Consider the following 26,350-nt stretch of genomic DNA (forward strand, 5'->3'; position numbering starts at 1 on the left):
CTACGGGCACGCTGCACCCAACGTTGTAGATCGGCTTTCACACTGTGATGGAAGCGCTGTTTTTTGGCCGCTTGTGCCACCCAACGTCCTAAAAACGCTTCTCGAGCAGCGGGAGCATCAACGAGTTTTCGCGCCGCAATAGCGGCTTCAATGTCTGCAAACGCGGTATTCACTACCGTCTGGATATGGGTCACGTAACTCATGGTTCTTTTCGCGCGAGTAACCAATAGAAAGCGGCAGAGAGTATCGCACAAATCGCGATAGCGCCAATCATCCCCCACGGCGTGCCATCAGAGACGACCGCTACCCCAGCCCCGACTAACGAGCCAATACCAAAGCGCATCGTCCCTGCCAGCGACGATGCGGTACCGGCCATTTGGGGATAACAAGACAGTAAACAAGCCATGCTGTTACTGCCGATAGTCGAAATCACACCGACGTAAGTCATCACGGGGATCACGGTTCCCCAAAGACCAAGGTCTAACCACTGACAGACTGCAATCGCGATACCGGCAACCAGCTGAATCGCCAAGCCGAAACGCAACATCCAGTGAGAGCCCATTTTGCGCACCAGCCGACCATTCAAAAAGGTCATGATGATCAAGCAAACAATGTTAAGGCCAAACAGATAACCAAATGCCTTGGCACTGACGCCGTAATAGTCGATATAGACAAACGAGCCGGCGGTAAGAAACGAGAACATGCCAGCAAAAGAGAAGCCAGAGCAAAAGATCATACCGACCGCAAACGGCGTTTTCAGCATACGCGCATAGTTACGCAGCGAAGCACCGATACGCAGCGGCGGACGATGATTTTGGGGCAAGGTCTCGGGAATTTTCACCACAATACAGACCATCACAAAACACGCCCAGCCGGCCAATACCCAAAAAATCGCACGCCAATCGAACCACGTCAGCAAATAGCCGCCAATCATGGGAGCAGCAAGCGGTGCAATGGTCATCACCAAGGTGATAAATGACATGGTGCGTGCAAACTCTTCACGCTCGAACATATCACGCACCAAGGCTTGAATGATCACGGCGGCCGCGGCTCCAGCAAAGCCTTGGGTAGAGCGAGCCAGCATCAATACGTTGATGTCTTCGGCGAGCGCACTGACGACAGCGCAGATAAAAAACAGCATCACCCCGCCAAGCATTACCGGCTTGCGTCCATAGCTGTCGGAGATTGGTCCGTGAAAGAGCTGGCCAATCGCAAATCCGGCCGTATATGCCACTAGGGTCGACTTCACTGCACTATTGGGTGCCCCCAAATCGCCAGCGATGGCTGGCATCGCAGGCAAGTACATATCGATGGCAAGAGGTGTCAGCGCCGCGATCGCGCCCAAAATGATAATCAAAAGCCAACTGAGTTGTGTCGGTGACGCCGTGACAGCCGATGATTGCGACATAACACTCCTTAACGTGAAAGACAGAGCAACAGGAAATAACGTGAGGTAGATCGAATTGTAACAGTTTATTGTTTCTGTGCGGGAAAGAATGTCTTTCTTTTTGTTGTTATTGCATAGCGCAATAAGCAACGACACCCAGCATGAAATCTGGGCGCAGATTGTCTCTCTCGCAACAAAAAAACAGTCTTCGGCGGAAATATAAAGGAGCCTGACTGACAGACTCCTAAAAAAGACACCCCATTTTTCATCACTGAGCGGATAACGGAATGCCTAGGGCGTGCTTTTATTTGATAAACATGGCCACTTCATCAGCGGTCAATGGACGATATTCGCCCGGCTCAAGGGATTCGTCCAAGCATAACGGCCCAACAGACTCACGGTGCAATGCCTCAACACGGTTACCCACCGCAGCAAACATGCGCTTCACCTGATGGTACTTCCCTTCTTGAATAGTCAGCAGCACCTCGCACTCATCCACTTTTTCGAGCGTCGCTGGTAAGGTCTCTTCTTTTTCACCGCGTAACATAACACCCTGCTCAAACTGAGCGGCGACATCATCGGCAAGTGGATCCGCTAGCCATACACGATAGGTTTTATCGCATTTATGCTTGGGTGAAGTGATACGGTGTGACCACTGCCCATCGTCGGTTAACAACAACAAGCCTGTTGTGTCAGCGTCTAATCGGCCAGCGATATGCAGTTTTTCCGCATTCACTTCTTCTAAAAGCACAAATACCGTGGGGTTAAACGCATCTTCATGGGAACACACCACACCCGCGGGTTTGTGCATCATAAAGTAACGCGGCCCAGACAGCATCAGTCGCTGGCCTTCAAACTCAACCTCAGCATCGTCGCTGATTTTAACGGCGCCAGATTTGATTACCTCACCGTTGACGGTAATCACTTCACTTTTCAGAACGCGTGCGGCTTGCTTTCGCGTCACCCCTAAGGTCTCACATAAAAACTTATCTAATCGCATGTGACTGCTCGTTACACCTGTATTTGCGGCGATTATACGTCACATAGGCAGTAAGACACAGATCAAGTTTCAATGGATTGACCTGCATACTGAACGGCCGTGACATAAACTTGTCTCATGCTATCGCCAATCCACAAATTAGATGCAAGGCCTCACGCAGGCTTTTTATCGAGACGACGAGTCCGTCACATCGTGCCAATGCAACACGTTGTGGCGATTGAGCCTATTCAATGACTGGGTATGATACTGGCGTCTCTCGACTAATCAGTGATAAATAAGGTAACACTATGATTGTTTCTCTTCGCCAGCCGGACGCTAATGCTTTTGAAACGCTAATCGCCATGTCGCGCGCGCAGCACGAGCATGAAGCGCTTCCCTTCGATCGCGAGCCTGTAGAAACGGCGTTTAAAACGCTACTCTCACATCCAGAGCGTGGGGCTGTATTTCTGATTGATGTTGAGCATAATGGCGAGTGCGAGACCATTGGCTACTTGGTCTTGGTGTACAGCTTTAGCGTTGAAAATGGTGGCAGCGTGGGCGTGATTGATCAGTTTTTTATCGCACAAAACTGGCGGCGCCAAGGTGTCGGTTCCCAAGTGATCCCCTTAGTTGAAGCAACCGCCAAGCAGCATGACTGTGTCGCGGTGATCCTCGAGGTCAACATTGGTAACAAAGGTGCCCGCTTGTTTTATGAGCAATTTGATTACCAACCTCGCCGTCAGCATTGCATTATGTCAAAGCGCCTGTAAAGTCCTGTACCTCGCTCCATAAGTCAGTAAAATTAAACGGCCTCAAAAGGGCCGTTTTTTGTGGAACACATTTATCGCCAATCCCGAAAACCGCCAACGCTTTTGGTGGTTTCCCCACACACTGAGAGTAACGTTGATTACTGATTATTATGTATACCCTTCGTCCGTATCAGTCTGACGCCGTCAAAGGTGTGCTTCATTATTTTCGTCGTCACAGCACACCTGCCGTCGCCGTACTCCCCACCGGTGCTGGCAAAAGCTTGGTGATCGCAGAGCTTGCTCGCATCGCGAAAGGGCGCGTTCTCGTACTCGCCCATGTGAAAGAGCTCGTGGCACAAAATCATGCNTTATTATGTATACCCTTCGTCCGTATCAGTCTGACGCCGTCAAAGGTGTGCTTCATTATTTTCGTCGTCACAGCACACCTGCCGTCGCCGTACTCCCCACCGGTGCTGGCAAAAGCTTGGTGATCGCAGAGCTTGCTCGCATCGCGAAAGGGCGCGTTCTCGTACTCGCCCATGTGAAAGAGCTCGTGGAACAAAATCATGCTAAGTATGAAGGATATGGGCTAACCGGAGGCATCTTCTCCGCAGGGCTGGGACGCAAAGAATCACACGAAAAAGTGGTGTTTGCCTCGGTACAATCGGTGGTACGCAACTTGGAAGCATTCGCGGATCAGTTTTCGCTGCTAGTTATCGACGAGTGCCACCGCGTGCCTGACAATCAAGATAGCAGTTATCGCCGTGTGATTAGCCATTTACAAAACGTGAATGCCGGATTAAAAGTGTTGGGACTCACCGCAACCCCCTATCGACTGGGCCAAGGCTGGATTTATCAGTATCACACCAGCGGAAAAGTCCGCACCACTGAAACGCGCTTTTTTCGTGACTGTGTCTTCGAGCTGCCGATTAGCCATTTGCTCGATGAAGGATTTTTAACCCCCGCTCATGTGCTGGATGCACCCCTTCTCAGTTACGACTTTTCGCAAGTCTCTCGCACCGCCAACGGTTACTATCGTGAAGCCGATCTAGAGAAGGTCGTGGCCAATACACCACGCGCGACGCCGCAAATCATTGAGCAAGTAATGTCCTATGCCAAGCAGCGTCAGGGCGTCATGATTTTTGCCGCAACCGTCAGCCACGCGAAGGAAGTGCTCGCGCTACTGCCGCCACAAGAATCCGCCTTGATTATTGGTGATACACCCGGCCCTGAACGCGATGCACTGATCCAAGCCTTTAAGCAAAAACAGCTCAAATACTTGGTCAATGTCTCTGTTCTAACCACGGGGTTTGATGCCCCTCACGTCGATTTGATTGCCATTTTACGTCCAACCGAATCAGTGAGTTTGTATCAACAAATTGCTGGCCGTGGCTTGCGCCTTTCGCCCGGGAAAAAAGACTGTTTAATCCTCGATTATGCCGGTAACGTCTACGACTTGTATCAACCCGAAATCGGCATGCCAAAACCAGACAGCGACAGTGAACTCGTTACCGTCCCTTGTCCTGCGTGTGGATTTAATAACAGCTTTTGGGGGAAACTCGACGACAATGGCTTTTTGATTGAGCATTATGGCCGTCAATGCCAAGGGTACTTTGAAGACGACGACGGTGAACGCGAAATATGTGGTTACCGTTTTCGCGCCAAATTCTGCGATGAATGCGGTGCCGATAACGATATCGCCGCGCGGCGCTGTCATCAATGTGACAAGCCATTGGTCGATCCGGACAAAAAGCTCCGTGAAGCACTTAAACTCAAAGACGCACTGGTGATGGCCTGTGTGGATCTGTCACTCACTGCAGGAAAAAACCGTTATCAAAAACCACAGTTGAAAGTGACCTATCACACCAGTGAGGGAACAGATCTTCATGAAATATGGCCGCTTGCCACTAAGAAACAAAAGCAGGATGTGCTAGCACGCTTTGTCCGCCCTCATTTGGTCGATAGACACCGTCCCTTTACCGATACGGCCGCAACCAAAATTGCAGCGGCACAACACAGGTTTCGGGCACCGGACTTTATCGTCGCACGCAAGCAAGGACGTTTTTGGCACTTACGCCAAAAGATTTTTGATGTTGATGACTTTCTTTCTCAAGATCGCCTTGATGCACTGCTTGCCCAAAGTCGCGGTCAACAATTCGCCGACGCCGACCTCTAACGCACGCGATTGCGCCATCCTGCGCGTTATGGCTTGTTTTACCCCCCAAGCAGTGCTACTATCCGCGCTCGTTTTTGGGTATTGAGTTAGGTCGCTACGCTCAGTACTGTATTTTCACTCTAAAAGAGAGTTATTGATTATGATGAAATTCGAAGCTGAAGTACGCGCAGAGAAAGGTAAAGGTGCGAGCCGCCGCCTGCGTCATCAGAAGAAATTCCCTGCTATCGTTTACGGTGGTAACCAAGAGCCTGTATCTATCGCACTTGACCACCCAGTTGTTGTTAACCAAATGGACAAGCCTGAGTTCTACGAAGGCATCATCCTGGTTATCGATGGCCAAGAAGTTAAAGTGAAGCCACAAGACATCCAACGTCACCCGTTCAAGCCAAAAGTTGAACACATGGACTTCATCCGCATCTAATTCCTCAGCGAATAATGATGTGATAAAAGGCGCCCACGGGCGTCTTTTTTTTATCCCGAGCATTCATGACCTAGCGCAAAAGTAAGATTTACATGTCATGAAAATGTCATAAATGGAGACCTAGATCAAAAAAGGGAGAATGAACGTGATAACAGCATTCCAATTTGACTATTAAGTTGATTAACTTAGCCTCCCTTTTAATACACATGTTATATCCCACCATGAAAAAAAGCATTTTTGTTGTTGCATTTATGTCCTTGGCGTTAATGTTAACGGGCTGCTCAGCCACCAATACTCTCGTTAAAAAACGTAACCTTGATGTGCAAACCAAAATGAGTAACACCGTCTTTTTAGACCCAGTGGCTCCTTCAAAACGCACCGTGTTCTTACAAATTCGCAATACTTCCGATAAGCCTAATCTCGATATTAAGTCTGATATTAAAGCGAATATTGAAAGCCGCGGATATAAAGTCCTCGACAATCCAGATAAAGCTCACTACATGATCCAAGCGAATATTCTGCAAGTCGGTAAATCGGATCTGCGTGATAGCGAAAACTTCCTATCTCAGGGCTTTGGAAGCGCCGTTGGTGGCGCCCTTGTTGGTGCTCAATTTGGCGGCGGTTCAGGCCGAGGTGCAACATCTCTCGCAGGTGCGGCCATTGGCTTGGTTGCTGATGCGTTGGTTGAGGACGTTTATTATTCAATGATTACCGACCTACAAATCTCAGAGCGCGCCTCTGCGGGTGTCGTTGTGACTGAAGCGCTTGACTCTCAACTCGCGCAAGGCACGAACAGTAAGAAGGTCGTAACATCAACCCAAGAAACACAATGGAAACGATATCAAACACGTGTTCTTTCCACTGCCAATAAAGTTAACCTAGAGTTTGCTGAGGCTGAGCCTGTGTTGAAGCAAGGCTTAGTACAATCAATTAGTGGACTTCTATAAAGTAACTAAGCGCGCTTCGCCGAGGCGCGCTTTTATCCTAATCAACATATTTCTATATAGTACACACCACCGCGCTTTTATCTCGTCATCTTTTTGACAAATACGACAACAAATAGCGCCATCGTAAAGCTGCCAAGAAACGCTTCAAAGGCGGCAATAAAACGCGCCACGCCGTGCGGCGATATATCACCGTAACCGAGGGTGGTAAAGGTGACAACACTAAAATATACGGCGTTCAACAATTCATAAAAGTATCTCTGCCAGCCAGTCACATCTGGATAGATGGGATTGCTTTGTGTGGTGCCAAGGGCAAAATACGCCAGCGCACACGATACAATCACCAGAACAGAAAATACCACCACGCGCAGTGGGTCTTCACCATAGCCGCAAAAGAGATCGACAATCTTGGAAAGCCAACGTCGAAAACTCAACTTGGGCATTTGGTAGCGCCGAAACCGCATCTCTTTTTTAAAAAAATACCCAGCGACTTCAAATAACCCCTGCTTTTCGCATTGTTTACGCACGTTTCGGCAGACTTCTTCGGACTCTTGAAATAGCGATTTTCGCCTTGCCGGATCACGCTCTTTGTAGGCCAGTCGTTCTTGCTTGAGCTCTTTTCCCCAGTCCACATTCTCAAGGCCTGCACGAGCCAGATCTGCGCCTAACAAGTTGCTGCCATCTAGCCGCGCACAGTTTAAATTCGCGCGTAGCAAGTTGGCTTTCATTAATGAGGCGCCGCGTAAATCCAATCCAAAGCAATGCGCTTCAGCCATGTTCGCTCGATAAAAATCCGCGCCTTGGCACGAGTAGCCTTCGCGACTTCCTCGGTTCACTAAATCAATGTCTGTTAGGTCGGTTCGGGCAAGTTGAAAGCCATCAAGCGGTTTTCCTGATGCCGCCCATTTTTCCACGTCTGCTTTTACGTCATGACCACACTTATCAATGTCCGGATCATGCCAATAGCATAGCCCGGACTGTCCGGCTGGCTGATCGCAACACCAGCCTTTACTGCTTTTAAATGAACAAGTTTGACTGCGCATGCCCTCGCCCTCCTTACCTAAGTTTAGAAACACTCGGTAATGGCGCCACTCGTGGCCAGTGAAAAAATCAAAGCGAGAAAGAGAAGGTGCGCTGAATGCTTACTGGGTGGGGTCCTCATCATCAAACAATGAGGGTTGTTGCGGGATCGGTTGGGTATTTAAGGCAGCATCGCGCATCTGTTTACGCTTGGCACGCATGATGCGCTCATAACGCTGATGGCAGAGGCGAACAACATTGCGTTTTTGTTCATTGGTTAATTCAAACCAATGAAAGCGTTCTTCGCGACTGCGAAAACACCCCTTGCAATAGCCTTTGTTGTTCACTTCGCAGATGCCTTTGCATGGACTTGGCACCTCGAAGAAATCCAGTTGTTCCACATCTACCTCCCTGCTCGTCTATTCATTCAAGCGGGCACTGGGCAGAAATGCAAGTTTGGTTAAAACAAGCCTAATTGTGGCAAGGCTAAGGTATCAAACTCTTTACCAATAAACGGCAAAATACCATCGGCAATAGGCTTAAGTTGCTTATCAATATAATGCTGATAATCAATCGGGCTACGCCGGTAAGCAAGGGGTTCGGGGCCATTAACGGTGATCACGTATTCAATCCAGCCACCGCGTTGATACTGCTGAGCGCGCCCACGTTGATGATTTTCGCTATCAGCTAAGCGTGCCGCGCGCACATGGGGAGGCACATTCTTTTGATATTCCGATAACGGACGACGAAGCCGCTTACGGTACACTAAGCGTTCATCGTGCTCGCCTTTGCTGGTGCTGGTCACCAGCTCACGAATAAACTCGTCCACCTCTTCACCATCGAAGACGCGTTGATAGAGCTGTTGCTGGAATTGCTGTGCAAGCGGTGTCCAATCGGTTCTCACCGTCTCCAAGCCTTTAAACACGATCTCAGCGTGACCCGATTCTCTATCCACGACGCGACCTGCATATCGCTTTTTGCTACCGGTTTCTTGGCCGCGAATGGTGGGCATCAAAAAACGCTGATAATGGGTTTCATACTCAATTTCTAGCGCCGATTCGAGATCATAAGTTTCTCGTAAGTGCTGGCGCCACCAGCTATTAACGTGATCAACCAGCGATTGACCAATAGCATCAGCGTCCTCACTCGCCTTATCACCGCCCAAGGACACAAAGGTCGAGTCTGTATCGCCATAGATCACTTCATAGCCTTGTGCCTCAATCAGTTCACGAGTGGTTTTCATAATCTCATGACCCCGCATCGTAATCGACGACGCCAGTCGGTGATCAAAGAAACGACACCCTGACGATCCTAGCACCCCATAAAATGAGTTCATGATGATTTTTATCGCTTGTGAGAAGGCTTTTTCTCCGGCTTTTTTAGCGCGATCGCGCGCTTGCCATAAATCATCAATCAATGCCGGCAAGTAATGCTTTTCTCGGTGAAACACACCACCGCGAAAGCCGGGCACAATATCGTGCTCTTCGCCTGCTTGTTGTGACTTTAAGCCTTCAACCAGCCCTAGCGGATCAATCAAAAACGTGCGAATAATAGACGGGTACAGCGACTTAAAATCCAACACCAGTACCGAATGATAAAGGCCGGGTTTAGAGTCCATTACATAGCCGCCAGGGCTTGCAATCCAACCATCGCTGGCCAAATTAGGCGCCACATACCCCGAGCGATGTAAGCGCGGGAGATACAAGTTGGTAAACGCAGCAACAGAGCCTCCGACCCGATCTAGCTCGACACCGGTGAGACGCGAGCGCTCAATCATAAAATCAAGCAAATGCGTATGGGCAAAGATGCGATTAACCAATCGGCAGTCTTGCAAGTTATAGGTGGCGAGCGCGACTTTATCGTGATGAAACATGCGATTGATAGACGCCATCCGATCATGCGGATCGTCGATGGCCTTTCCCTCACCAAGCAGCGTTTGCGCGACTGACTCAAGCGCCCAAGAGCGAAAGCCATAGGTCGCCGTTTTCAGCGCATCAATCCCATCAATGACCACACGTCCTGCCAAGCTAATAAAACCAGACTTATTGGCATTTCCTTCTCGCCAATAGGCAGTTTCACCGCCGCGGCCAATACGGAGTGACTTTTGGTGACGCTGCGCGCGCTTGACCAGCAAACGGAAATCAAAATCAATCACGTTCCATCCCACCACCACATCAGGATCATAGGTGGTAAACCAGCGCTCAAGCGCCGATAATAAGGAGACTTCGTCGCTAACCCATTCTATCCATGCGGGGGCATCGGGTTGTGGCGCCCCGACCATAATCACGCGGCTATCCATGTCACTGTCCAAGCCAATCGAGTACAGCTGGCCTTTTTCTGAGCATTCAATATCCAGTGATACATGGCGTAACTGTGGCGTATACGCCTGCGCCTTTGCTTTACCTTGCGTCACTTCGAGGTAACCTGCTCGCTGACGCGCATTGCCGGTAAACAGCAAGCTGCCGCATATATAGCGCTCCATTAGATAGCGATCCGCAAGACGCAAATCCCCTTCATAGAGCGGAATGGCAGCACCACTTAATACACGTTGCCCTTCTTGGGCGCGTTTGACGGTACTGAAGTAACAGGCGACCAAAGGAATATGTTGAAAGGTCGCCAACGGGACGGTTTTGCAGTAGGCGTGCGGATCGATAGAAGGAAGCAGTGCTTGTGCGCGTTGTTGCTCTTCTTGAGGAATAAAAAAAACGCTTTGTTGATTCTCAATACAGAGTTTTACCGGTCCATCAGGTGTAGAGAGCCACAGCACGATGGTACTCGACTCGCCCCGATCACGTTGTTGGCGCGTAATAACGAACCCTTTTTGAACATACGGCTGAGACGTTGTCGATAAAGCCACTATTTAGCATCTAACCCAAGAAATCATACTGAGAGTGTAACAAACCGACAAAAGCACTGTATAGATAAACAGTTTAACTTATTGCTCATCACGCCATATATTTAACCTCGTACCTGTTCACGCGGCGTCGCTCCCATCAAGATGACGCCGATAAAGGCCACACAAGCCGCACTGGCTAAACGCATGTTCATCATCTGACCATCGTCCAACCACACCACACCAACTAAGGCGATCACCACCAGTACCGACAACGTATGCTTCCACAGCAGAGAAACCTGTGTAGAAAGCCACTGCCAAGGATAAATTATCCCGAGCACCGTCAGGGCTCCAACTATCATCGCCGCTATGGCGCCAGATATCGTCACGGTTAAGCCGGGCAACGCGAAAATTAACAGTGCAATTGCCAGTAAAACACTCAACCGAAAACTAACACAGAGTTGTTTAGGGTACTGATCTGTTTGTTCAGACAGCGTCTGCCAATAGTCACGCCATGCCAATCCAGCGACAAGTGCCAAACCCAACCCTAAACTGCTGGGGGCGTACATACCGGGAGCAAATAAATACCCCACGCCAGCAAACAAAAGCATCATGCCGCCCCAGTGCAATCCTTTGCGTTCTGCCGTCGCCATCAGGCCGTGCACACCTTGGACGCCGGCCATCACCATCAATGCCAACGTCCCTAAATCAAGATATCGGCATGCAAACAAGGCGGATGTGACGGCAAGCAACAAGCTCGCGGCCATACGCCATACATCAGTAGGCTGAGAAAAGAGTGAATCAGGCAGTCGCGACGCAGCGCGTTTTGGCGGTGCTGGATACATATGGGTTGTAACGGAACAGACGCTCGTCTTGTTGCTCGAGAGATAACGCGCCGTCAACCATGCCATGATTGCGCCGCCAGCCAACCACAACGCGACAAAACTCGCTGAATCCAGACCACCCGCCATGCTCCACAGCACAAGGTAGCCATTGGCCGTGATCACCATTAACACCAGCAACGACAGACTCATTTGCTTGACCATGCCCATGAATGGGGCTCCTTATAACCACTTACTCCTGCATAGACCGCGTCATCGCGATATTTCTTTCAACCCCCTCCCTTTATGCAGGACCGAACAATAAGCCTTCTTATCCATCAACACGGCTTTGTTGTTATTGACGGACGCGATACAATACGCGTTTGTTCGTTCTCGGGAAGTATGCATGTCAGATCCGAAAAGCAAAGCGCTCAAAAAAATCGCCAAATGCCTTGAGTTAAGTAACTCAGCGAACGTCAATGAGGCAGCGCAGGCGATTAAGATGGCTGAGCGCCTGATGCGAAAACATGGCCTCGACCAAGACGATATCGACTTTATCAGCATGGGGAAAACGCGCTCTGAAACCCTGCTGCCTACATCGGTAAGTGAACCGATCCTGAAGATCATTCGCGGTATCAATGGTCGATTTGGCGTGGAGTGTGTGCTGATCAACTACAAAGGCTTAAAGCAAGCAGAATTTATTGGTGATGCCGATCGCGCGATATTCGCCGCATTCGCCTTTGATGTGGTGTATCGCGAGATGAATGAGCATATCGGCCAATTCCGCAACAGTTTTGCCGGTTCGGGCACCAGCACCCAAGAAGTGTCGCGCCGTGTGCAGTCTTTTACTATCGGCTGGCTAGAAGGGGCGCTGGAGAAACTGCCTCAGCTCGATGCACGTGACAGCGATGACAAGATTAAAAGCTACATCGACAAAGAGTTCGAAAACATTGATCGAGAAACCTTCAAGCAACAGCTAAAAGCCGCTATGGCCGCTATTACCGACGATTACGAGAAAGGCATGAAGAAAGGACGCCAAGTATCTGTAAGTCGCCCTGTGGGCGGACAAGGCGAACGAAAACGTCTCACTAGTCAGACAAAATCACGCTAACTCCCTGTCGAATTGTCCGACAACGGTCAAGCCTGACGCATACCTAAGACAGTTGCGTCAGGCTGGGTCAAATCTCGGTTAAATCTCTTTTTTCCTATTGAGTTACCCACTATCCAGATCTAGCCTAGGGGTGAAGGTCGTTCCAAAAATGACTGGATAACAACGCATAGTTAATGCGAACAATAATACCTTATCATCCTTATTTAGGAGACAGTGGCATGAAAAAAGTCGTGACAAGCCTAGGCCTGCTTTTAGCCGTTGCACCAGCGGCTTATGCACAACAAGATAGCGGTCTATACCTCGGTGGCCGTGTGGGTCCTTCATTCCTTGAAGACAGCTGTGTCTCTGACGCTAACTGCGGCGACTCAGAGCTAGCGGCAGGCGTAGTTACCGGTTATAACTTCAATAACTGGTTCGCGCTAGAAGGTACCTATGACTACCTTGGCCGTTTTGATACCTCATTTGACCAGTCAGGAACAACACTCGGTGCTGCCGGTGACCTTACTGCGTTAACACTGGCCCCTAAATTTGCCTACCATCTCAAACCGGATACCGCGTTGTACGGTAAAGTCGGTGGCGCATGGTGGAACTGGAACAGCAGCGCCGGTGATCGCGATGACGTGTCATTGATGGGCGCGATCGGTGTGGATCACCAAGCGACCGATAACATCAACGTACGTCTTGAATACCAACACATTAATGATATGGACGACGGCTACTTCTCAAGTGTTGACAATAACCTTGTGACCGTGGGTATGACCTACCACTTCGGCCGCACCAGCAGCGAGCCGATGCCTGAGCCTATGGTTGAAGAGCCAGTCATGGCTGAGCCGGCGCCAGAGCCACAAATGGTTGCGGAACCACAAACCATCGTCTTGTCAGAAGCGGGCGAAACCGAGTTGTTTGGCTTTGATGAAGCAACCCTTTCTCCACAAGCGGCTGCCTCCTTACAACCACTGATCAATCGCCTACTTCAGCACGAAGAAGCGACCGCGACCATTATCGGTCACACCGACAGCAAAGGCCCAGCGGCCTACAACCAAAAACTGTCTGAGCGTCGCGCACAAGCGGTAGCAGATGTATTCGTTGATGCGGGCATCGATGCCGAGCGTTTAACCGTGATGGGTAAAGGTGAGTCCACGCCAATTGCTAGCAATGACACTGTGGACGGCCGCGCGAAAAACCGTCGCGTTGAAGTCACCTCACCTGAGTTTGTCTACGTCGAAGTACAATAAATCCCTTGGTAACAAGGTGAACAACCCCTAATCAACAAAGCCACCGTTCATGCGGTGGCTTTGTTTTATTCAATCTAAACAAAATAACGTTGCACGTGGCTCGCTAGTAAGTCTAATTATACCGCTTCAGCGGGATGCTGGCCGAGATGGGTTTTCATCAAATCATCAATCATGACCCTATCTTCATCGCTCACGCCGGCGACGCGTGGATAACGCGGCTGTGCCCGATCATTACAATACGCCGCATCCCACCCCTGAGTGGTGTGTAAAAATTCAGCCGCAAAATCAGACGAATAGCGTAAGCAGCCTGCCATGACCGTATCTATGTACGACTGCGCGATCGGTTTATGCACATCAGGCGCGACACGATCCTCTGCCACATACACGTACACGGGCCCTTCAAGCGCAATCCCTTTCGGCAGTGCAATACGAGACACGTCTAGCGAAAGACGTCGATACCCTGCCTCGCGGCGATCAAAGTCAGGCAACGCGTCTGGCGCGATCTTTACCAAAACGCCATTGCACGCGCCGTCTCCTTCCAATACCACTAACGGAGAGATCAATGCTTCACTGACATTGCTCCAATAGCGTTGCAACCCCGATACGGTTACCGGGCACGCCCACCCTGACTCTCCGGTCAACGCGCGCGAAGCAGGATTCATTAAACTGCCATAGCCAAACAAGTACATTCCCCAAATAACTCCTTATCAGGTTCACCTTACAGAACGCCAGCATTTGCCTTGCTTTTCTCACCCAAGTTGCCAAAATATCGGCAATGTTGTAAACAAGGAAAGTGATTATGGAACAACTAGATAAGCTGGAAGCTCACTTCAAACGTCTGTCGCATTTTCAGCACCTTGCCGCAATCTGCGGTTGGGATCAAGCCACCATGATGCCCAGCGGAGGCAGTCAAGCCCGTGCCGACGCCATGGCTGAATTGGCACTCTATACCCATCAGCAACTCACTACGCATGAACTGCATGACTGGTTTAGCGCGTTGGATGAACAACAAGACCGGCTCAATGACGCCCAACGGGCCAGCCTCAGAGAAATGAAGCGTCAGTGGCAACATGCCAGTGTACTCCCTGACACCTTAGTGAAGGCCAAATCCTTAGCCGGTGCCAAATGTGAACACGCCTGGCGACAGCAGCGTCAAAATAACGACTGGGACGGCTTCGCCAAAAACCTTAAAGAAGTAGTGGCACTCGCGCGCGAAGAAGCTCACATCCGAGCCGATCAAAAAAACTGCTCGCCCTATGACGCTTTACTGGATCTTTACGAGCCAGACATGACCGCTAGCCGCATCGATGAAGTGTTTGGCGAGCTTAAAACATGGCTACCAGACACCATTCAAGCGGTAGTGGATAAGCAAAGCCAGCAAACCACACGGTTGCCCGAAGGCCCCTTTGCAGAGGCTCAGCAAAAAGCCTTAGGCGAGAAAATGATGGCGCTGCTGGGTTTTGACTTCGAACATGGTCGGTTAGACGTCAGCACTCATCCATTTTGTGGTGGCGTGCCAACCGATGTACGCATTACCACCCGCTATGACGAGAAAGACTTTACCTCAGCATTAATGGGCGTGATCCATGAAACGGGGCATGCGCGCTATGAGCAAGGACTACCCAAACACCTTGCCAGCTTGCCGGTTGGCAAAGCGCGCTCAATGGGTGTGCATGAGAGCCAAAGCTTGTTCTGTGAAATGCAGCTTGCCCGCAGTGAGGCATTCGCCACCTTGATTTGTCAGCATGCCAAACAAGCCTTTAACCGCCAAGACGACCCGGCTTTCCATGTAGACAACTTCCACCGCGTGCTCACACGTGTCTCACCYGGCTATATCCGTGTTGATGCCGACGAAGTGACCTATCCTGCACACATCATGTTGCGCTACGACATTGAGCGCGATCTTATCAGTGGCAAAATGGAGGTCGATCATATCCCTGACCGTTGGGATCATGCCATGCAGCAATACCTTGGCCTCAGCACCGCTGGCAACTATAAAAACGGCTGTATGCAAGATATTCACTGGACTGATGGCAGCTTTGGCTACTTCCCGACCTATACCTTGGGTGCGCTGTATGCCGCGCAATTGATGCAAACGATGCGTCAGCAAATGGATGTGGACGGCATTATCGCCAGCGGCAATGTTTCACCGATTTTTGATTGGTTGTCTCAACATATCTGGCAACGCGCCAGCACCACCTCAACCGATAACTTACTCAAAGATGCAACCGGCGAAACCCTCAACCCCGCTCACTTCCGCGAGTATATTCAAGGGCGGTATTTGATATAACACGAGGCTTACTTGAGCAACCAGTGGCTAAACGTAGACGTTATTAAATTAGTTTGCCTCTACGTTTAGCCCATAAAAATGGCCAACACGAGTTCGTCAAACCACACGAAAACTAATATCAGTTGACCATTTCTCACTGTTATACACTTCCAAGTGTTTGACATACTCCTCTATAATTTCAACTTGCTCAGTCCAATGAGCATTGAAACTATATTGAAGCGGCTTGTTTCGCCAGCCGGTCATTTTCAAACGCCAGTAGCCAAACCCCTGATCAAGCCTTATGACTACACGCTTACCGGATTTAAGAGCAAGGGTCAGCATTCGGCGATGAGCAATATCGCTACGGTTTTCGAATAGGACAACTTCAGGTGCAATACCTGTTGCTTGCTCAATGACCCTTGTCATAACAAGCCTTTGATCATCCTTGTGATACCAATCCTGGTGAAGAAATCTTGCATTTTGTTCTTTCTCACTGAAAAGCGTTTCAATGGTCAAAGTTGGGCTTGTCTTCATAACGCTAGTCAGTGAAGAGAATACTTGACGTAAGAACAGCAGAGCAGCAGGTGATTGAAGATATCTATCTGAATATTGAATCGCTTCAATATTATCATTCTGCATCAGTGTTTTCAGATCTGGGTTATTTAATAAAAGATGCTGCCAGAAACTAACACCAAAGGAGTCTAACTTACCATTTAGTTCGCTAACGATTTCCGCTTCGCCATATTGAGTAGGCTGATTGAACTCTGCCAACTCCAAAGCAACGGGCACAGAATCAACTAAAGCTAGTGTTTTGCTAATAGTTGAAGCGCCCGATGACATCATCCAATATCGACCAGGTACGCGAAGTGCATCTGCGTCCCGAGCGGCAAAAGATACAACGCCTGAATCGTCAACAATCTGTGCAACGAGGTTTTCTGGGCTAAGAACTGCTTCTTCTACTTCAACACCCATTGCACGATATGCATTCAGTTCGGATTGTGTTTCTCCATCCAGAACAATATTTTTAGGTAAGATAAACTTAACAACACGATCTTCATTTAAAACAAAGCTAGCTAGCTGTTTCTTGAAAACTGGATGGCAGAGATCCCAGTCATTTACGCTATCTGAGAGTAAGAAAACAACCTTCGAACAGCCCCTCTGAACATAATGATCAACATTCTCTGCCACTGAAAAAGGACTATACGACCCTCCATCAATCACTTCTGGACCCGTGTTCGATAGATCCAACCCTTCAAGCCAGTCTAAAGCAGCGAGTCTGTCGAGTTTTTCAACATCATGCCTTGAATCGGTCTCTAGTAGGCAGTCACCACAAACTGATTGGCACTTTGGACACTTCAACTTTGATACTGTCTTTGCCAGTAAAGCCTCTATATGCTTTGGTGCTGATGAAGCGAAACCCGCACCACCACTGATTATATCGAAGAGCTGTAAGGCCAAACCTGCTTCACCATTGGGTAGAATTATCGGTCGAACCGCATAACCCATTTCATTAACCGCAACACCAAGAAGCTCAGCAAGAGCAGCACGAAGAGACACAGCAAGCGTGGTAGCAACTGTTCTCCCATCTTCATTGTCTGCAATAAACTCATTTCGAAGCGGATGCTTGAGAACAAGCTCAAAAACGTCTGTCTTTATGTGACTCCCCAAATGAACATCTTTCAATATTGTCGTGCTACCGCCACACGAGGCTCGAGGGTCCTCACCATCAAGCTTACCTGCCTGCAACGGAACATGAGGTACGGACGGTGAGAAGTGTTTAGGAAACTCGCCGCTAGAAGTCATTGACTCAGCGCGACCGCATGACATACACAGTGCATACCCTTTGCCAGATGCACCTGCTGTGTGATTGAAGACTCTCCCATCAGGGCTAGCAACCATATAACCCATATCAGGGTTAGGTAAGTTCTTTTGTGTTCCAGAAACAGAGATCCATGGTGTCTCAACGGGGATAAAAGCCTGCTGCGAGATATCGTTTGAAGGGCTGTGATAGAAGTCTGTAACGAACCCTGTTGGCTGAAGCACCTTGCGCTGATTCTTCGTGTCTATCTTCTCGCCACATTTTTCGTTATCACAATAGATATCATCTTGTTCAATCGCGACACCATCTAGATAACCGGTCTGCCCGCAATGATTGCAGCGCCAGGCCAAATCAAACTTTTGAGCCTCCACTGCATCCGATTTAGAAATGTTGTGCCAGTTAAGGGCAACACCACCTGAACGGAATACTCGGCCATCCAGAACAACTTCTGCACCGGGGGCATACTCTCGAATGGCAACCGCAAGGTTTCGGCTTGGTAAACCCCGCGCTCGAGAGACATTATCTTCCCTGTCATCTTCTTTCTTCTTCCCTTCGAGCTTGTCTCGCTTGAAGTCTTCAATATTAGTGTTATTAAACGTGACCACATCAGTTGGGAAGCCATAACCTGGTAAGAATGATTTCGCCGCCAGTTCTCGAAGCAAATACTCTTTACATAAACGGTTCAGTTCTTGTTTGAGACGAAAGGCAAAAGGGCTTCCCTCTTCAGCTCTCGCTTGCTCAGATTCAAGTCGCTTGTATTCTTCCAGCCAGCGTTTGGAAAGCGTTTGCATCATAAGCGACGCTTGTTCCAATAAGCTGGTAACTGAACTGGAGGCCAGCACGGTTCCCGCCACCAAGGTTTGGAGTTCCCTCTCTAACGCAATTGCACCTGTCTTTAGCCATGTTGTAAATCTATCGCTGACGGATATTGACTCTCCTGACGCAAGATAGAACCACTCCAAATTAAGCGACGTTCGCTCTGTTTTTGTATTTCCGACCTGTTCTCGCAGGAACACAGAAAGCAGCATGGAATTGACATGACGCTGGACCAAGCGTGAAGAGTTAAACGCGACATACGGAGCTGGGATCGACGTTTCAAAAGGCCACTTAGGGTCATTGAACGCCTGCTGGTCATGAGGGTTTCCTTTACACAACGTGTAGGAAATAGCGCGTGACTCTTTGCTCCGGCCCGCACGTCCCGCTCGCTGTAAATAGTTAGCTGGGTGAGGCGGTACGTTATTCATCACGACTGCAGAAATACCACCGATATCTACCCCCATTTCCATGGTTGTAGAACAGTTAAGTACGTTGATTTTACCCGACTTGAACATCTCCTCATATTTCTCTAAACGCTCAGCAGACTGCTGTGCAGAGTGTTCAGCGGTACGGTAGTAAAAACCACCTTCAACGACTCTGTCGTTGATATCCGTCCATAAGTTTTGCTCCCTTAACGCCTGAACCTTTGGATCCTCCGAGACTTGCTGACGGGTAAGCAATAGACCCTTACCGAAATCAGCTTGGTCGTCTCCAAACCCCCAAATCTGTGGGTAGTCTACTGCCACGCAGGTGTAACCATCGTTACCCAGCTTTAACGGTAAATATGGCGTCAATCCCTTGAAGGTCGTATCGAGAAGCTTATGAGTACGCGAGCAAACGTACACTTTATCGGTGAATGAGAAGGTAAGCTGCTCTCTGTTTAAAAAGAACTTGTTCCCATCATTTTTTAGAATACCAACGCTTCTTGATGTGAGGTCACCCCACGCCGCGCGCAGCCAACTGTCAATAAGGTCAATGCCAATCACCGAGTCTTTATCCACACCACTTCCTAAAGCAAGCAGCTTGACCAATCGGTTCATACTGTTTCGGCTTGCAAGTGGCCATTTCTTCACACTGTTCTCATCTTGCTCTTCCGAGTCGGGGTTTCTCAAGCGTTTTGCGGAAAAGCGATTACCAATCCACTTTCTCCAATCTTCTTCCAGCAGCATGTAGGTGTTCTCGCGGATATAAAAATCCAAGGCAACTTTCAGGAAGTCCAGCCAATCCTGGAGTGTTAACCCATGCTGCTCCCATTTTTCAGGCATACGCTTTATAGCCTTCAGACCTGAGTATCCAACTTTAATTAGGCCTTGWGTTTCACAGCTGTTCTGTCGTTTCGGGCGACGGGAAAACTCGCGAAACAACAGCATTTCAGCGAGTTTCAGGGGACCATCAGATTGCTTAAACGTCTCCGGTGACAGGTACTTGCTGTATTCCAGCATGCTTTCGGTCACGTCACTCTTCTGAGATAATTTGGATACCATTTCAGACCAAGATACTTCGACGATTGATAGCGTTTGGCTGCCTTCCGATAGCGCTTTTGCCTTTTCTTCTAGATCATCTGCATGAATCGAGAGCCCCATTGCACGAAGTTCTTGAGCTTTAATTAACAATGCTTCTGGAGAAACGTCTGAATTCACTTGTTCTGGAGCAGGTTGAGATAGCTGAGCATCTCTTAAAATATCGAACACCAGCCCTCTCAGCTTTGAGCGCTCAGCTTCTTGCTGCATACGCACTGCCATGCGCGCAGTGCCTTGGCGACTGTCGGTGAAGGTAATCAGACGTCGGCCTCGGCCAGGTCGTGACTGAGGGCCAAGTTTAGTGTCTTTATCGACGTCGATGTCCGGGCAATACTCCAGCAAGGTAGGAACAGCGTTAGCCACATAAAATGGCGAACCTAGCATTGCCCTGCGAAAAGGCATTGCGCCACGATAGCCTTCAAAACCACAGTCGACACAACGATGCTCGCCCATAGGGCCATCTTTGTCCTCGCCCCCAAAGTATTGCGACAAACCGATGCGTTCGCCTTCCAGCGAACCATAAACGCCAGATTTCCCTACATGTACATCACAGTAACCGTTTTTATCTGCTAACGGCCGTGCAAACACGTGTGGGCTGTTTGTTGTCTCACAGTCTTGGATCTCATAGTCATCATCGTCACTGGAAGTCTCATTGAGAAGTGAAAACTCATCCCCCGCGCTGGCGTTCCATTGGTGAAGTTGATTTTTTCGGGAGATTTTGCCGAACAGGTGGGGTTCATTACAGTCTTGGCAGAAGGTCAACTCAAGTACTGGTGCTCCGCACTCGCACTGCTGACGTTGTGTCGCGTAAACAAAGCCAAATGACCAGTTGTCTTCAAGCGGTGTGTTTTTCTTACATCCGCAATTAGCATCAATACAAGCCCAAAGCCCCTGGGTCATACGCTGGAAGAAATGCGCGCGTAACTTTAAAAATGCTTCGCCGCTGCTGCTTGCTTTTGTACCCGATGCGATATCAAGCCACTCAAGGAGTTGTTGTTGCGTAAAGAGAGGACGATTCAGACGAATAGATAACTGTGTATTGATGTCATTCAGATCCAGCGGTTTCTTTGCTTCCACTAATGTGGATCGAAGGGCAAGTGCCGTTGTGTTTCCACAAAGGGCATCAAATCGGCGCTTTGAGACATCGGGCACTTGCTTAGTCTTACCAGTAGTAGGTTCACCGTCAGGCTCAATAGAAAGCAGTTCTTCAATTGAATAGTTGTTGCTCGGGCACTCAGGAAGGTCAGGGACGCTCCGCTTACCGCCAACAACCTCAATCTGGTTCGGTTCCACACCCGCCAAATGAGCTAGGTAGTTCTTTAGCTGTTTTTCCGCATCCTCGTCGGCAATGGTCGCTGATGTAGCAACAAAACGTACATCCTTTGCTTCTACATCAAAAGCTTGAAGTACACGACGTAACTGCAACGCCAGCTCTGCAGCTTGGGAGCCAACATAAGTGTGCGCTTCATCCAGTACAATCCAGCGCAAAGACTTTTCTTCGCGCGAGCGTTGAATGATCGGAGCGTCAATTTGGCGAACCATCATATATTCAAGCATGGTGCCGTTCGTCACCAAAATTGGCGCTGGTGCTTCCCGCATTAATTCACGTGAAAGCACTTCATTCGGACGATCTTTTTGCTGTCCACGCATCTTGTTCTTAGAGTTCTCGGTATTGCCGTTGTAAAGGCAATAACGAATGCCATCATCAAAATGTTTGGTCCATGCATCCAAACGCTCTTTTTGGGAATTAATGAGTGCGTTGAGGGGGTACAGAAATAGCGCCCTCACACCGACCAAGGTCTCTCCTTTATCTTCGTATTCGCGGTGTAAATCATTAATGATCGGCACCATGAAACACTCTGTTTTGCCTGAACCCGTGCCTGATGTCACGACTAGCGATTTGTGCTCGTTTAAGAGATGTTCCCAACTGCGGAGCTGATGGCGGAAAGGTTGAAAATCTGCACTAAATCGATAGCGCCCGTTCTTTTTGCTATCCAGGGCAGCAACAACCGCTTCAGACAGAAGATTCCCCGCCAGATCGCTCATCTTCGGGTCTGCAAACTCCCAGCCGAAGGTATGCTCGAATACCGGTGGTGCCAAAAATGCACTCTCTTGGCCACAATCAGAAGACATGATTTCGCTGAGGTGATTGCGAAGATTAGGATTAGTTACGCCCAAGATACTCAATGTTGATTCTTTAGTACGACTAATAGCTTGCTCAACGAGAGAAGAAAAATAACGGGTCATTCTAATTACCTGTTTGGTTTAGCAAAAAATAGGAGACAAAACAGCGGAATACGGGTTCAAACCACGCACAATCGAAGTCACGTAATTTTCTTAAATGGAACAAGTCGTAATCACGAAAGGTTGAAGATACTTCGGTAGGCACAAGCTCTGTTACCACAGCAGCAGCGAAAACCGGCAGGTAAACAACTCCATCGTGGAACCAGGCATTGGTTTTAATTTCAAACGGCATTAAGCCAGACTGTGTGCACCAGCGTTTCAAATCAGCGCCAAACTCGGTTGGCCAACTGTTATTTTCTGCGTTCTGGCGCAAAAGATCTTGATACCACTCGTTATGAACAAGAGTCTCCATCAAAGCGCTCGGACAAAGTTGGGGTAATTTGCCTGTTTCTAAGAAAATAGCCACTTCGTCTGACAAAGCAGGAATGGCGTCAACCAACTTCGTTATTTGTTTAGCCATCAACTCATCAACGATTTCGGCTGGTAAACACATACCTTCCAGCATCGAGGTTTGAAGCTGAATCGCATGCCGCCAATCCACCAGGGGTACAAACTGCCAAAACACTGGCAACTCACTTTCCAGTCGCGAAATCAGCTCTGGGTTCAATTCAAACTGAAACAATGCCACAGCCAATGCTTTGGTATCTCTCACCAAAWACTTGAACACTTCAAACGTTGAAAGTGGAAGATGCCCGTAGTTCTTATATGTATCGCGCAGGTACTGCCAACCGCTGTGTCCCCAATCTGTTTTCATTTGATGAAACACATCTGCAATCACATTGGGATTAGATGAAGGGTGAAAAATACGAGATGCCTTTTGTAACGTTTTTACGTCACAGTCATTTGTTTGCTCACCCATGCATGGGATAAATTTAGCCCGAAATAAAACATCAGAGTCCGAAGCAGGAACTACAAGCCAAGGACCACCTTCTGTCACGTAATTAGGCAAGGCAAACTCCCCTGTTGAAACACCTTCAGTAGTAAGACTTTCAAGATAGATTGGCGCTTGCTCTGGTGCTGTAAGGTGCATCAACGCAGGGCGAAGAGCCTGCGTGTCAGCGAGTCGGTTTGAACGCGCATAAACCACATTTCTCTCCCGATCATAATCCATGACTGATGAGTAATGGCTGATGGAAAAACGAAGTGTCTTTCCTGGACCCGAAATGACGAGATCAACGGTGCTATCCAAGTGATTATTCAGCGACAACAACTCCAGTAGACTGGTTTTCAGCGCGTAAAGGCTCACTTCTACAGGCTTATCGCTCACCACATATTGCCAGCGGTAATAAGGAGCTGAGGTTTGCTTTATCCCCTTAATATTGCTTGATGCTTCTATTTGATAGCGAGCCACCTGACCTGACATAGAGAACAGATGTAGTCGACTGCCAAGTAAGTCATCCACTGTTAATCTTTGTGCTAAAGGTTTACCATGTGCATTAAAGGCGACAGCACCYTTTGAAGGAAAAGGCAGGATAAAGGTTATCGCCTCACCAAGCATATTCAACGTGATGTCAACTTGGACAGAAGAAGGCGGCGTCCCTTTAGCTAGAAGGTGCAAAGCAACCTGTTTTTCAGATTTCTCTATGTTCTCAAGAATCACCCCAGGAGTTTTAATTGCACAGACCTTGGGTGCGGCAGTAGTGATGATAATTACGCCAGTATTGGGTGTATCACTACTTTTAAAGCTAATATCAAAATCTGCGGGCAGCACACCAACTTGTTTTCGCAATAGCACTTCACCACTGTGCTTTTTGATGGTTAAACGCTGTTTACCAAGAAAATTCTCTCGAGTTAAGTGCGAGACCGATTTTCCATCAAGACAAACATCCAAGCTTTCACCAGTTACTCTGGTAGCCGCATGGTTGATGGCTCTTAAACCACGAAAAATCATAGCCGGCTTGGTTTGCCACGTCATTACATCGCTTTCTAGCATAACGCCAACATGTTTCGGATCATCGCACCCCGTCGAGATACGATACGTATCATCACCGGGTAGAGTGATTAAACATGTTCCTGTTACTTGGCAAACTTTTAAGCGACAAAAACGGTTTGGAGTGTCAGTAAGCTCACCCGATAGCGTTTCCGTCTTCGCTTCTTCCGGGATCAATATGTAAACATGTTTTTTGTGGGTTGAGAGTGAGGCTTGCCCTAACACTCGCCATTCACCATCTTCCTCACTCAAGATAACTGGCACTTCGCCCCAATCCAGCTCGCTGTCACCTATTGATACCTGAGCAAGCTTTTCACCCGATTGCATGGCCACAAGAGAAAGCCTTTGTTTGGCGTCAACCCTTTTCACTTCAGCTCGCGTTTTTCGGATCACAACATGACACTGCTCCCCGTCAAACTGCGCATAACCAGTGCCAAGGTTGGCAAGCAGCTTTTGACCTTCAAACAACACCAAATCAATTCTGCTAACACTTAACTGTTCTCGAGTAAACATGAACAGTTGCTTATGTGGCAAGGTGACTTCGGTGCGAATTGATTGGTTGTCCCATGAAAAATAGTGCGCGCAGCCAAGTTTGACTTCCTTCTTCGCTTTCTTTTTAACTTCGTTAGATGCAATCACCAATAAGTTGTTCAGAAAGCGCGTACCTATGTCATCTTCCAGTGGCAGTGGGAACTGAGTACGCCAGTTCGGACAATGTATATCGAGATAGTTTGCGGGTACCGACTGCCCATCTAACCCAAACTGGTAAACTAGGCTATCGAGCTTATCGAGCATATCAGCGAATAGTTCGACAGAGTCATCACCTTGCAGTGCCTCTGGTAAACGTTGGATACGGGATTGGATAAGCTGCCGAACAGAATGCTGCCCTAGCTCCTTGGCCTCACTGTATCGACCGAATATCTTTGAAAAAGCATCTTGATAGCCGTTGTGATCGTCAGAGAGTAGCTTGGTTGGTAATCCACCTTCTCTGAAAACGGATCCGAGATAGTTGTTCCCTTGAGAGTTCTCGTAGCGGGAAACTGAGCGTCCCCACAGTTTCAAGCCACGTTGAACCACGGTTGAACGCTGTTGTGGTGAAAGTTCAAACCCTAGCGTCTCGTGAATAGTGTTCCAACTCCACTCGAGATTGTATTCGCGACGAAACCACTCAGAACAATAAAGTACAAATGCGCCACACCACTCAGGAGAAAAAACCGTTTTATTCACCACTTCAAAGCTTTTCGACAGTACCTCTTTTAGGATTAGGTACTCATTGAGCGACAGGTGATAACAATAGAGCGGTGACCCAAAAGGGATCCCCGTTCGACTTTTTTGAAACTGCGAGAGCCAAGTTTTGTGGTGTTCTTGATTTTTTCGATCCAACACAGAATGTATTCGGGAAGTATTCATATCCATTTGAACAATCAATCCAGTTGTAAGCAGCATAAATAGGAGCTTTCTATTAGCTATAAGCAGTCTTTACCTAGCTGAAAAAGCTTACAAACCTCAAACCCAACGAACTAGCCAAAGAGAACTATCCATAATTGCCTCAGATTAGATCTTTTTTTGTATCACTAGTTAGACTTCGCTCAACAATATGTACAATAGGTATTCAAAATGTCTTTTAGTCACACTCTTGTGCGTCCACTGACCGCTAGTAGGGAAACCCTTAATTGAATGTTCATCCAGCATAGACTGTTAATCCCATCACATTTCTGTACAATGCGCGCTCAGTCTTATTTATCTTTACACCCTCCTCGCTTGGCCGTGCATCTCCCGTTTTGAGTATGATGATACGCGCCCTCGTTGAGCATATTCGCTAGGAAACTCTTTTGATTTCAATCGCCAATATCACCATGCAGTTTGGTGCTGAACCGCTATTCGAAAATATCTCTGCCAAATTTGGTAACGGAAACCGCTACGGGTTAATCGGTGCCAATGGCTGTGGCAAATCGACCCTGATGAAAATCATGAGCGGTGCCCTCATCCCAAGTGCAGGGAATGTTTCTATCACACCAGGGCAGACGTTGGGCGAGCTGAGCCAAGACCAATTTGCCTACGAACAGTATTCAGTGA

At 48.6% G+C, this 26,350-nt stretch carries 18 protein-coding genes and 1 pseudogene; 9 read left to right on the plus strand and 10 right to left on the minus strand.

The annotated features are described in order from the left end of the window. The 3 genes from BZG83_RS11590 to rsuA all read right to left on the minus strand — a co-directional run. A partial coding sequence (locus tag BZG83_RS11590; RefSeq protein ID WP_131825080.1) for a DUF2913 family protein occupies nucleotides 1–203 on the minus strand: 203 nt, incomplete at its 3' end. Beyond that, a complete protein-coding gene (locus BZG83_RS11595) occupies nucleotides 200–1,477 on the minus strand; it encodes a Bcr/CflA family multidrug efflux MFS transporter (RefSeq protein ID WP_077480721.1) in 1,278 nt (425 codons plus the stop codon). The genes BZG83_RS11590 and BZG83_RS11595, both read right to left, overlap by 4 nt. Nucleotides 1,478–1,691: 214 nt before the next feature. Continuing rightward, a complete protein-coding gene (gene rsuA, locus BZG83_RS11600) occupies nucleotides 1,692–2,387 on the minus strand; it encodes a 16S rRNA pseudouridine(516) synthase RsuA (RefSeq protein WP_077480699.1) in 696 nt (231 codons plus the stop codon). Nucleotides 2,388–2,674: 287 nt separating this feature from the next. Here rsuA and BZG83_RS11605 point away from each other — a divergent pair, with 287 nt between their 5' ends. From BZG83_RS11605 to BZG83_RS11625, 5 genes and pseudogenes are all read left to right on the plus strand, one after another. Beyond that, nucleotides 2,675–3,136, plus strand: coding sequence for a GNAT family N-acetyltransferase (locus BZG83_RS11605; RefSeq protein WP_077480701.1), 462 nt, complete (start codon nucleotides 2,675–2,677; stop codon nucleotides 3,134–3,136). A 149-nt stretch (nucleotides 3,137–3,285) separates the two neighbouring features. Beyond that, nucleotides 3,286–3,480 (plus strand): annotated as a pseudogene (locus tag BZG83_RS11610) (DEAD/DEAH box helicase); the annotation flags it as partial. 8 nt (nucleotides 3,481–3,488) lie between these two features. Beyond that, nucleotides 3,489–5,291 carry a DEAD/DEAH box helicase gene (locus BZG83_RS11615; RefSeq protein ID WP_077480703.1) on the plus strand — a complete coding sequence of 601 codons (1,803 nt, stop codon included), beginning with the start codon at nucleotides 3,489–3,491 and terminating at the stop codon, nucleotides 5,289–5,291. 142 nt (nucleotides 5,292–5,433) lie between these two features. After that, entirely contained in the window at nucleotides 5,434–5,712 is a 279-nt protein-coding gene (rplY, locus tag BZG83_RS11620) for a 50S ribosomal protein L25 (protein ID WP_069588543.1), read from the plus strand. 221 nt (nucleotides 5,713–5,933) lie between these two features. Further along, on the plus strand, nucleotides 5,934–6,659 hold the full coding sequence (locus tag BZG83_RS11625; RefSeq protein ID WP_077457073.1) for a complement resistance protein TraT: 726 nt from the start codon (nucleotides 5,934–5,936) through the stop codon (nucleotides 6,657–6,659). A gap of 77 nt (nucleotides 6,660–6,736) precedes the next feature. Here the strand turns inward: BZG83_RS11625 and BZG83_RS11630 are convergent, their stop codons facing one another. The 4 genes from BZG83_RS11630 to BZG83_RS11645 form a co-directional block, all read right to left on the minus strand. Beyond that, a complete protein-coding gene (locus BZG83_RS11630; RefSeq protein WP_077480705.1) occupies nucleotides 6,737–7,699 on the minus strand; it encodes an ion channel in 963 nt (320 codons plus the stop codon). A 99-nt stretch (nucleotides 7,700–7,798) separates the two neighbouring features. Further along, complete coding sequence (locus BZG83_RS11635) at nucleotides 7,799–8,077, minus strand: DUF1289 domain-containing protein (RefSeq protein ID WP_077457063.1); 279 nt, start codon at nucleotides 8,075–8,077, stop codon at nucleotides 7,799–7,801. A 59-nt stretch (nucleotides 8,078–8,136) separates the two neighbouring features. Next, on the minus strand, nucleotides 8,137–10,536 hold the full coding sequence (locus BZG83_RS11640) for a DNA polymerase II (RefSeq protein WP_443216373.1): 2,400 nt from the start codon (nucleotides 10,534–10,536) through the stop codon (nucleotides 8,137–8,139). Between the two features lie 98 nt (nucleotides 10,537–10,634). Beyond that, complete coding sequence (locus tag BZG83_RS11645) at nucleotides 10,635–11,561, minus strand: hypothetical protein (protein WP_077480709.1); 927 nt, start codon at nucleotides 11,559–11,561, stop codon at nucleotides 10,635–10,637. Nucleotides 11,562–11,736: 175 nt separating this feature from the next. Between BZG83_RS11645 and BZG83_RS11650 the strand changes: the two genes are divergently transcribed. Next, complete coding sequence (locus BZG83_RS11650) at nucleotides 11,737–12,441, plus strand: DUF2786 domain-containing protein (protein WP_069588488.1); 705 nt, start codon at nucleotides 11,737–11,739, stop codon at nucleotides 12,439–12,441. Nucleotides 12,442–12,659: 218 nt separating this feature from the next. Further along, nucleotides 12,660–13,676, plus strand: coding sequence for an OmpA family protein (locus tag BZG83_RS11655; RefSeq protein WP_077480711.1), 1,017 nt, complete (start codon nucleotides 12,660–12,662; stop codon nucleotides 13,674–13,676). A 116-nt stretch (nucleotides 13,677–13,792) separates the two neighbouring features. Here the strand turns inward: BZG83_RS11655 and BZG83_RS11660 are convergent, their stop codons facing one another. Beyond that, nucleotides 13,793–14,365 carry a gamma-glutamylcyclotransferase family protein gene (locus tag BZG83_RS11660; protein WP_077480713.1) on the minus strand — a complete coding sequence of 191 codons (573 nt, stop codon included), beginning with the start codon at nucleotides 14,363–14,365 and terminating at the stop codon, nucleotides 13,793–13,795. A 110-nt stretch (nucleotides 14,366–14,475) separates the two neighbouring features. Between BZG83_RS11660 and BZG83_RS11665 the strand changes: the two genes are divergently transcribed. After that, a complete protein-coding gene (locus BZG83_RS11665; RefSeq protein WP_077480715.1) occupies nucleotides 14,476–15,966 on the plus strand; it encodes a carboxypeptidase M32 in 1,491 nt (496 codons plus the stop codon). A 96-nt stretch (nucleotides 15,967–16,062) separates the two neighbouring features. Here BZG83_RS11665 and BZG83_RS11670 read toward each other — a convergent pair whose 3' ends face one another. Both BZG83_RS11670 and BZG83_RS11675 read right to left on the minus strand, forming a co-directional pair. Then, complete coding sequence (locus tag BZG83_RS11670) at nucleotides 16,063–22,347, minus strand: DEAD/DEAH box helicase (RefSeq protein ID WP_077480717.1); 6,285 nt, start codon at nucleotides 22,345–22,347, stop codon at nucleotides 16,063–16,065. A gap of 1 nt (nucleotide 22,348) precedes the next feature. Beyond that, the gene (locus BZG83_RS11675) at nucleotides 22,349–25,720 is read right to left on the minus strand and encodes an STY4851/ECs_5259 family protein (RefSeq protein ID WP_131825081.1); all 3,372 of its coding nucleotides are present in this window, start codon (nucleotides 25,718–25,720) and stop codon (nucleotides 22,349–22,351) included. A 386-nt stretch (nucleotides 25,721–26,106) separates the two neighbouring features. Here BZG83_RS11675 and BZG83_RS11680 point away from each other — a divergent pair. Continuing rightward, nucleotides 26,107–26,350: ATP-binding cassette domain-containing protein (locus BZG83_RS11680; protein ID WP_131825082.1), on the plus strand; the 244-nt coding region annotated here is incomplete at its 3' end.

Origin of the sequence: Salinivibrio sp. PR919 (assembly GCF_001995355.1) — a bacterium.
GTDB lineage: Bacteria > Pseudomonadota > Gammaproteobacteria > Enterobacterales > Vibrionaceae > Salinivibrio > Salinivibrio proteolyticus.

What these genes read in the sequence shown, in the direction of transcription:
- BZG83_RS11605 (WP_077480701.1), top strand. Translation starts at nt 2,675, where the DNA reads ATGATTGTTTCTCTTCGCCAGCCGGACGCTAATGCTTTTGAAACGCTA.
- rplY (WP_069588543.1), top strand. Translation starts at nt 5,434, where the DNA reads ATGAAATTCGAAGCTGAAGTACGCGCAGAGAAAGGTAAAGGTGCGAGC.
- BZG83_RS11615 (WP_077480703.1), top strand. Translation starts at nt 3,489, where the DNA reads ATGTATACCCTTCGTCCGTATCAGTCTGACGCCGTCAAAGGTGTGCTT.
- BZG83_RS11650 (WP_069588488.1), top strand. Translation starts at nt 11,737, where the DNA reads ATGTCAGATCCGAAAAGCAAAGCGCTCAAAAAAATCGCCAAATGCCTT.
- rsuA (WP_077480699.1), bottom strand. Translation starts at nt 2,387, where the DNA reads ATGCGATTAGATAAGTTTTTATGTGAGACCTTAGGGGTGACGCGAAAG.
- BZG83_RS11625 (WP_077457073.1), top strand. Translation starts at nt 5,934, where the DNA reads ATGAAAAAAAGCATTTTTGTTGTTGCATTTATGTCCTTGGCGTTAATG.
- BZG83_RS11655 (WP_077480711.1), top strand. Translation starts at nt 12,660, where the DNA reads ATGAAAAAAGTCGTGACAAGCCTAGGCCTGCTTTTAGCCGTTGCACCA.
- BZG83_RS11630 (WP_077480705.1), bottom strand. Translation starts at nt 7,699, where the DNA reads ATGCGCAGTCAAACTTGTTCATTTAAAAGCAGTAAAGGCTGGTGTTGC.
- BZG83_RS11660 (WP_077480713.1), bottom strand. Translation starts at nt 14,365, where the DNA reads ATGTACTTGTTTGGCTATGGCAGTTTAATGAATCCTGCTTCGCGCGCG.
- BZG83_RS11645 (WP_077480709.1), bottom strand. Translation starts at nt 11,561, where the DNA reads ATGGGCATGGTCAAGCAAATGAGTCTGTCGTTGCTGGTGTTAATGGTG.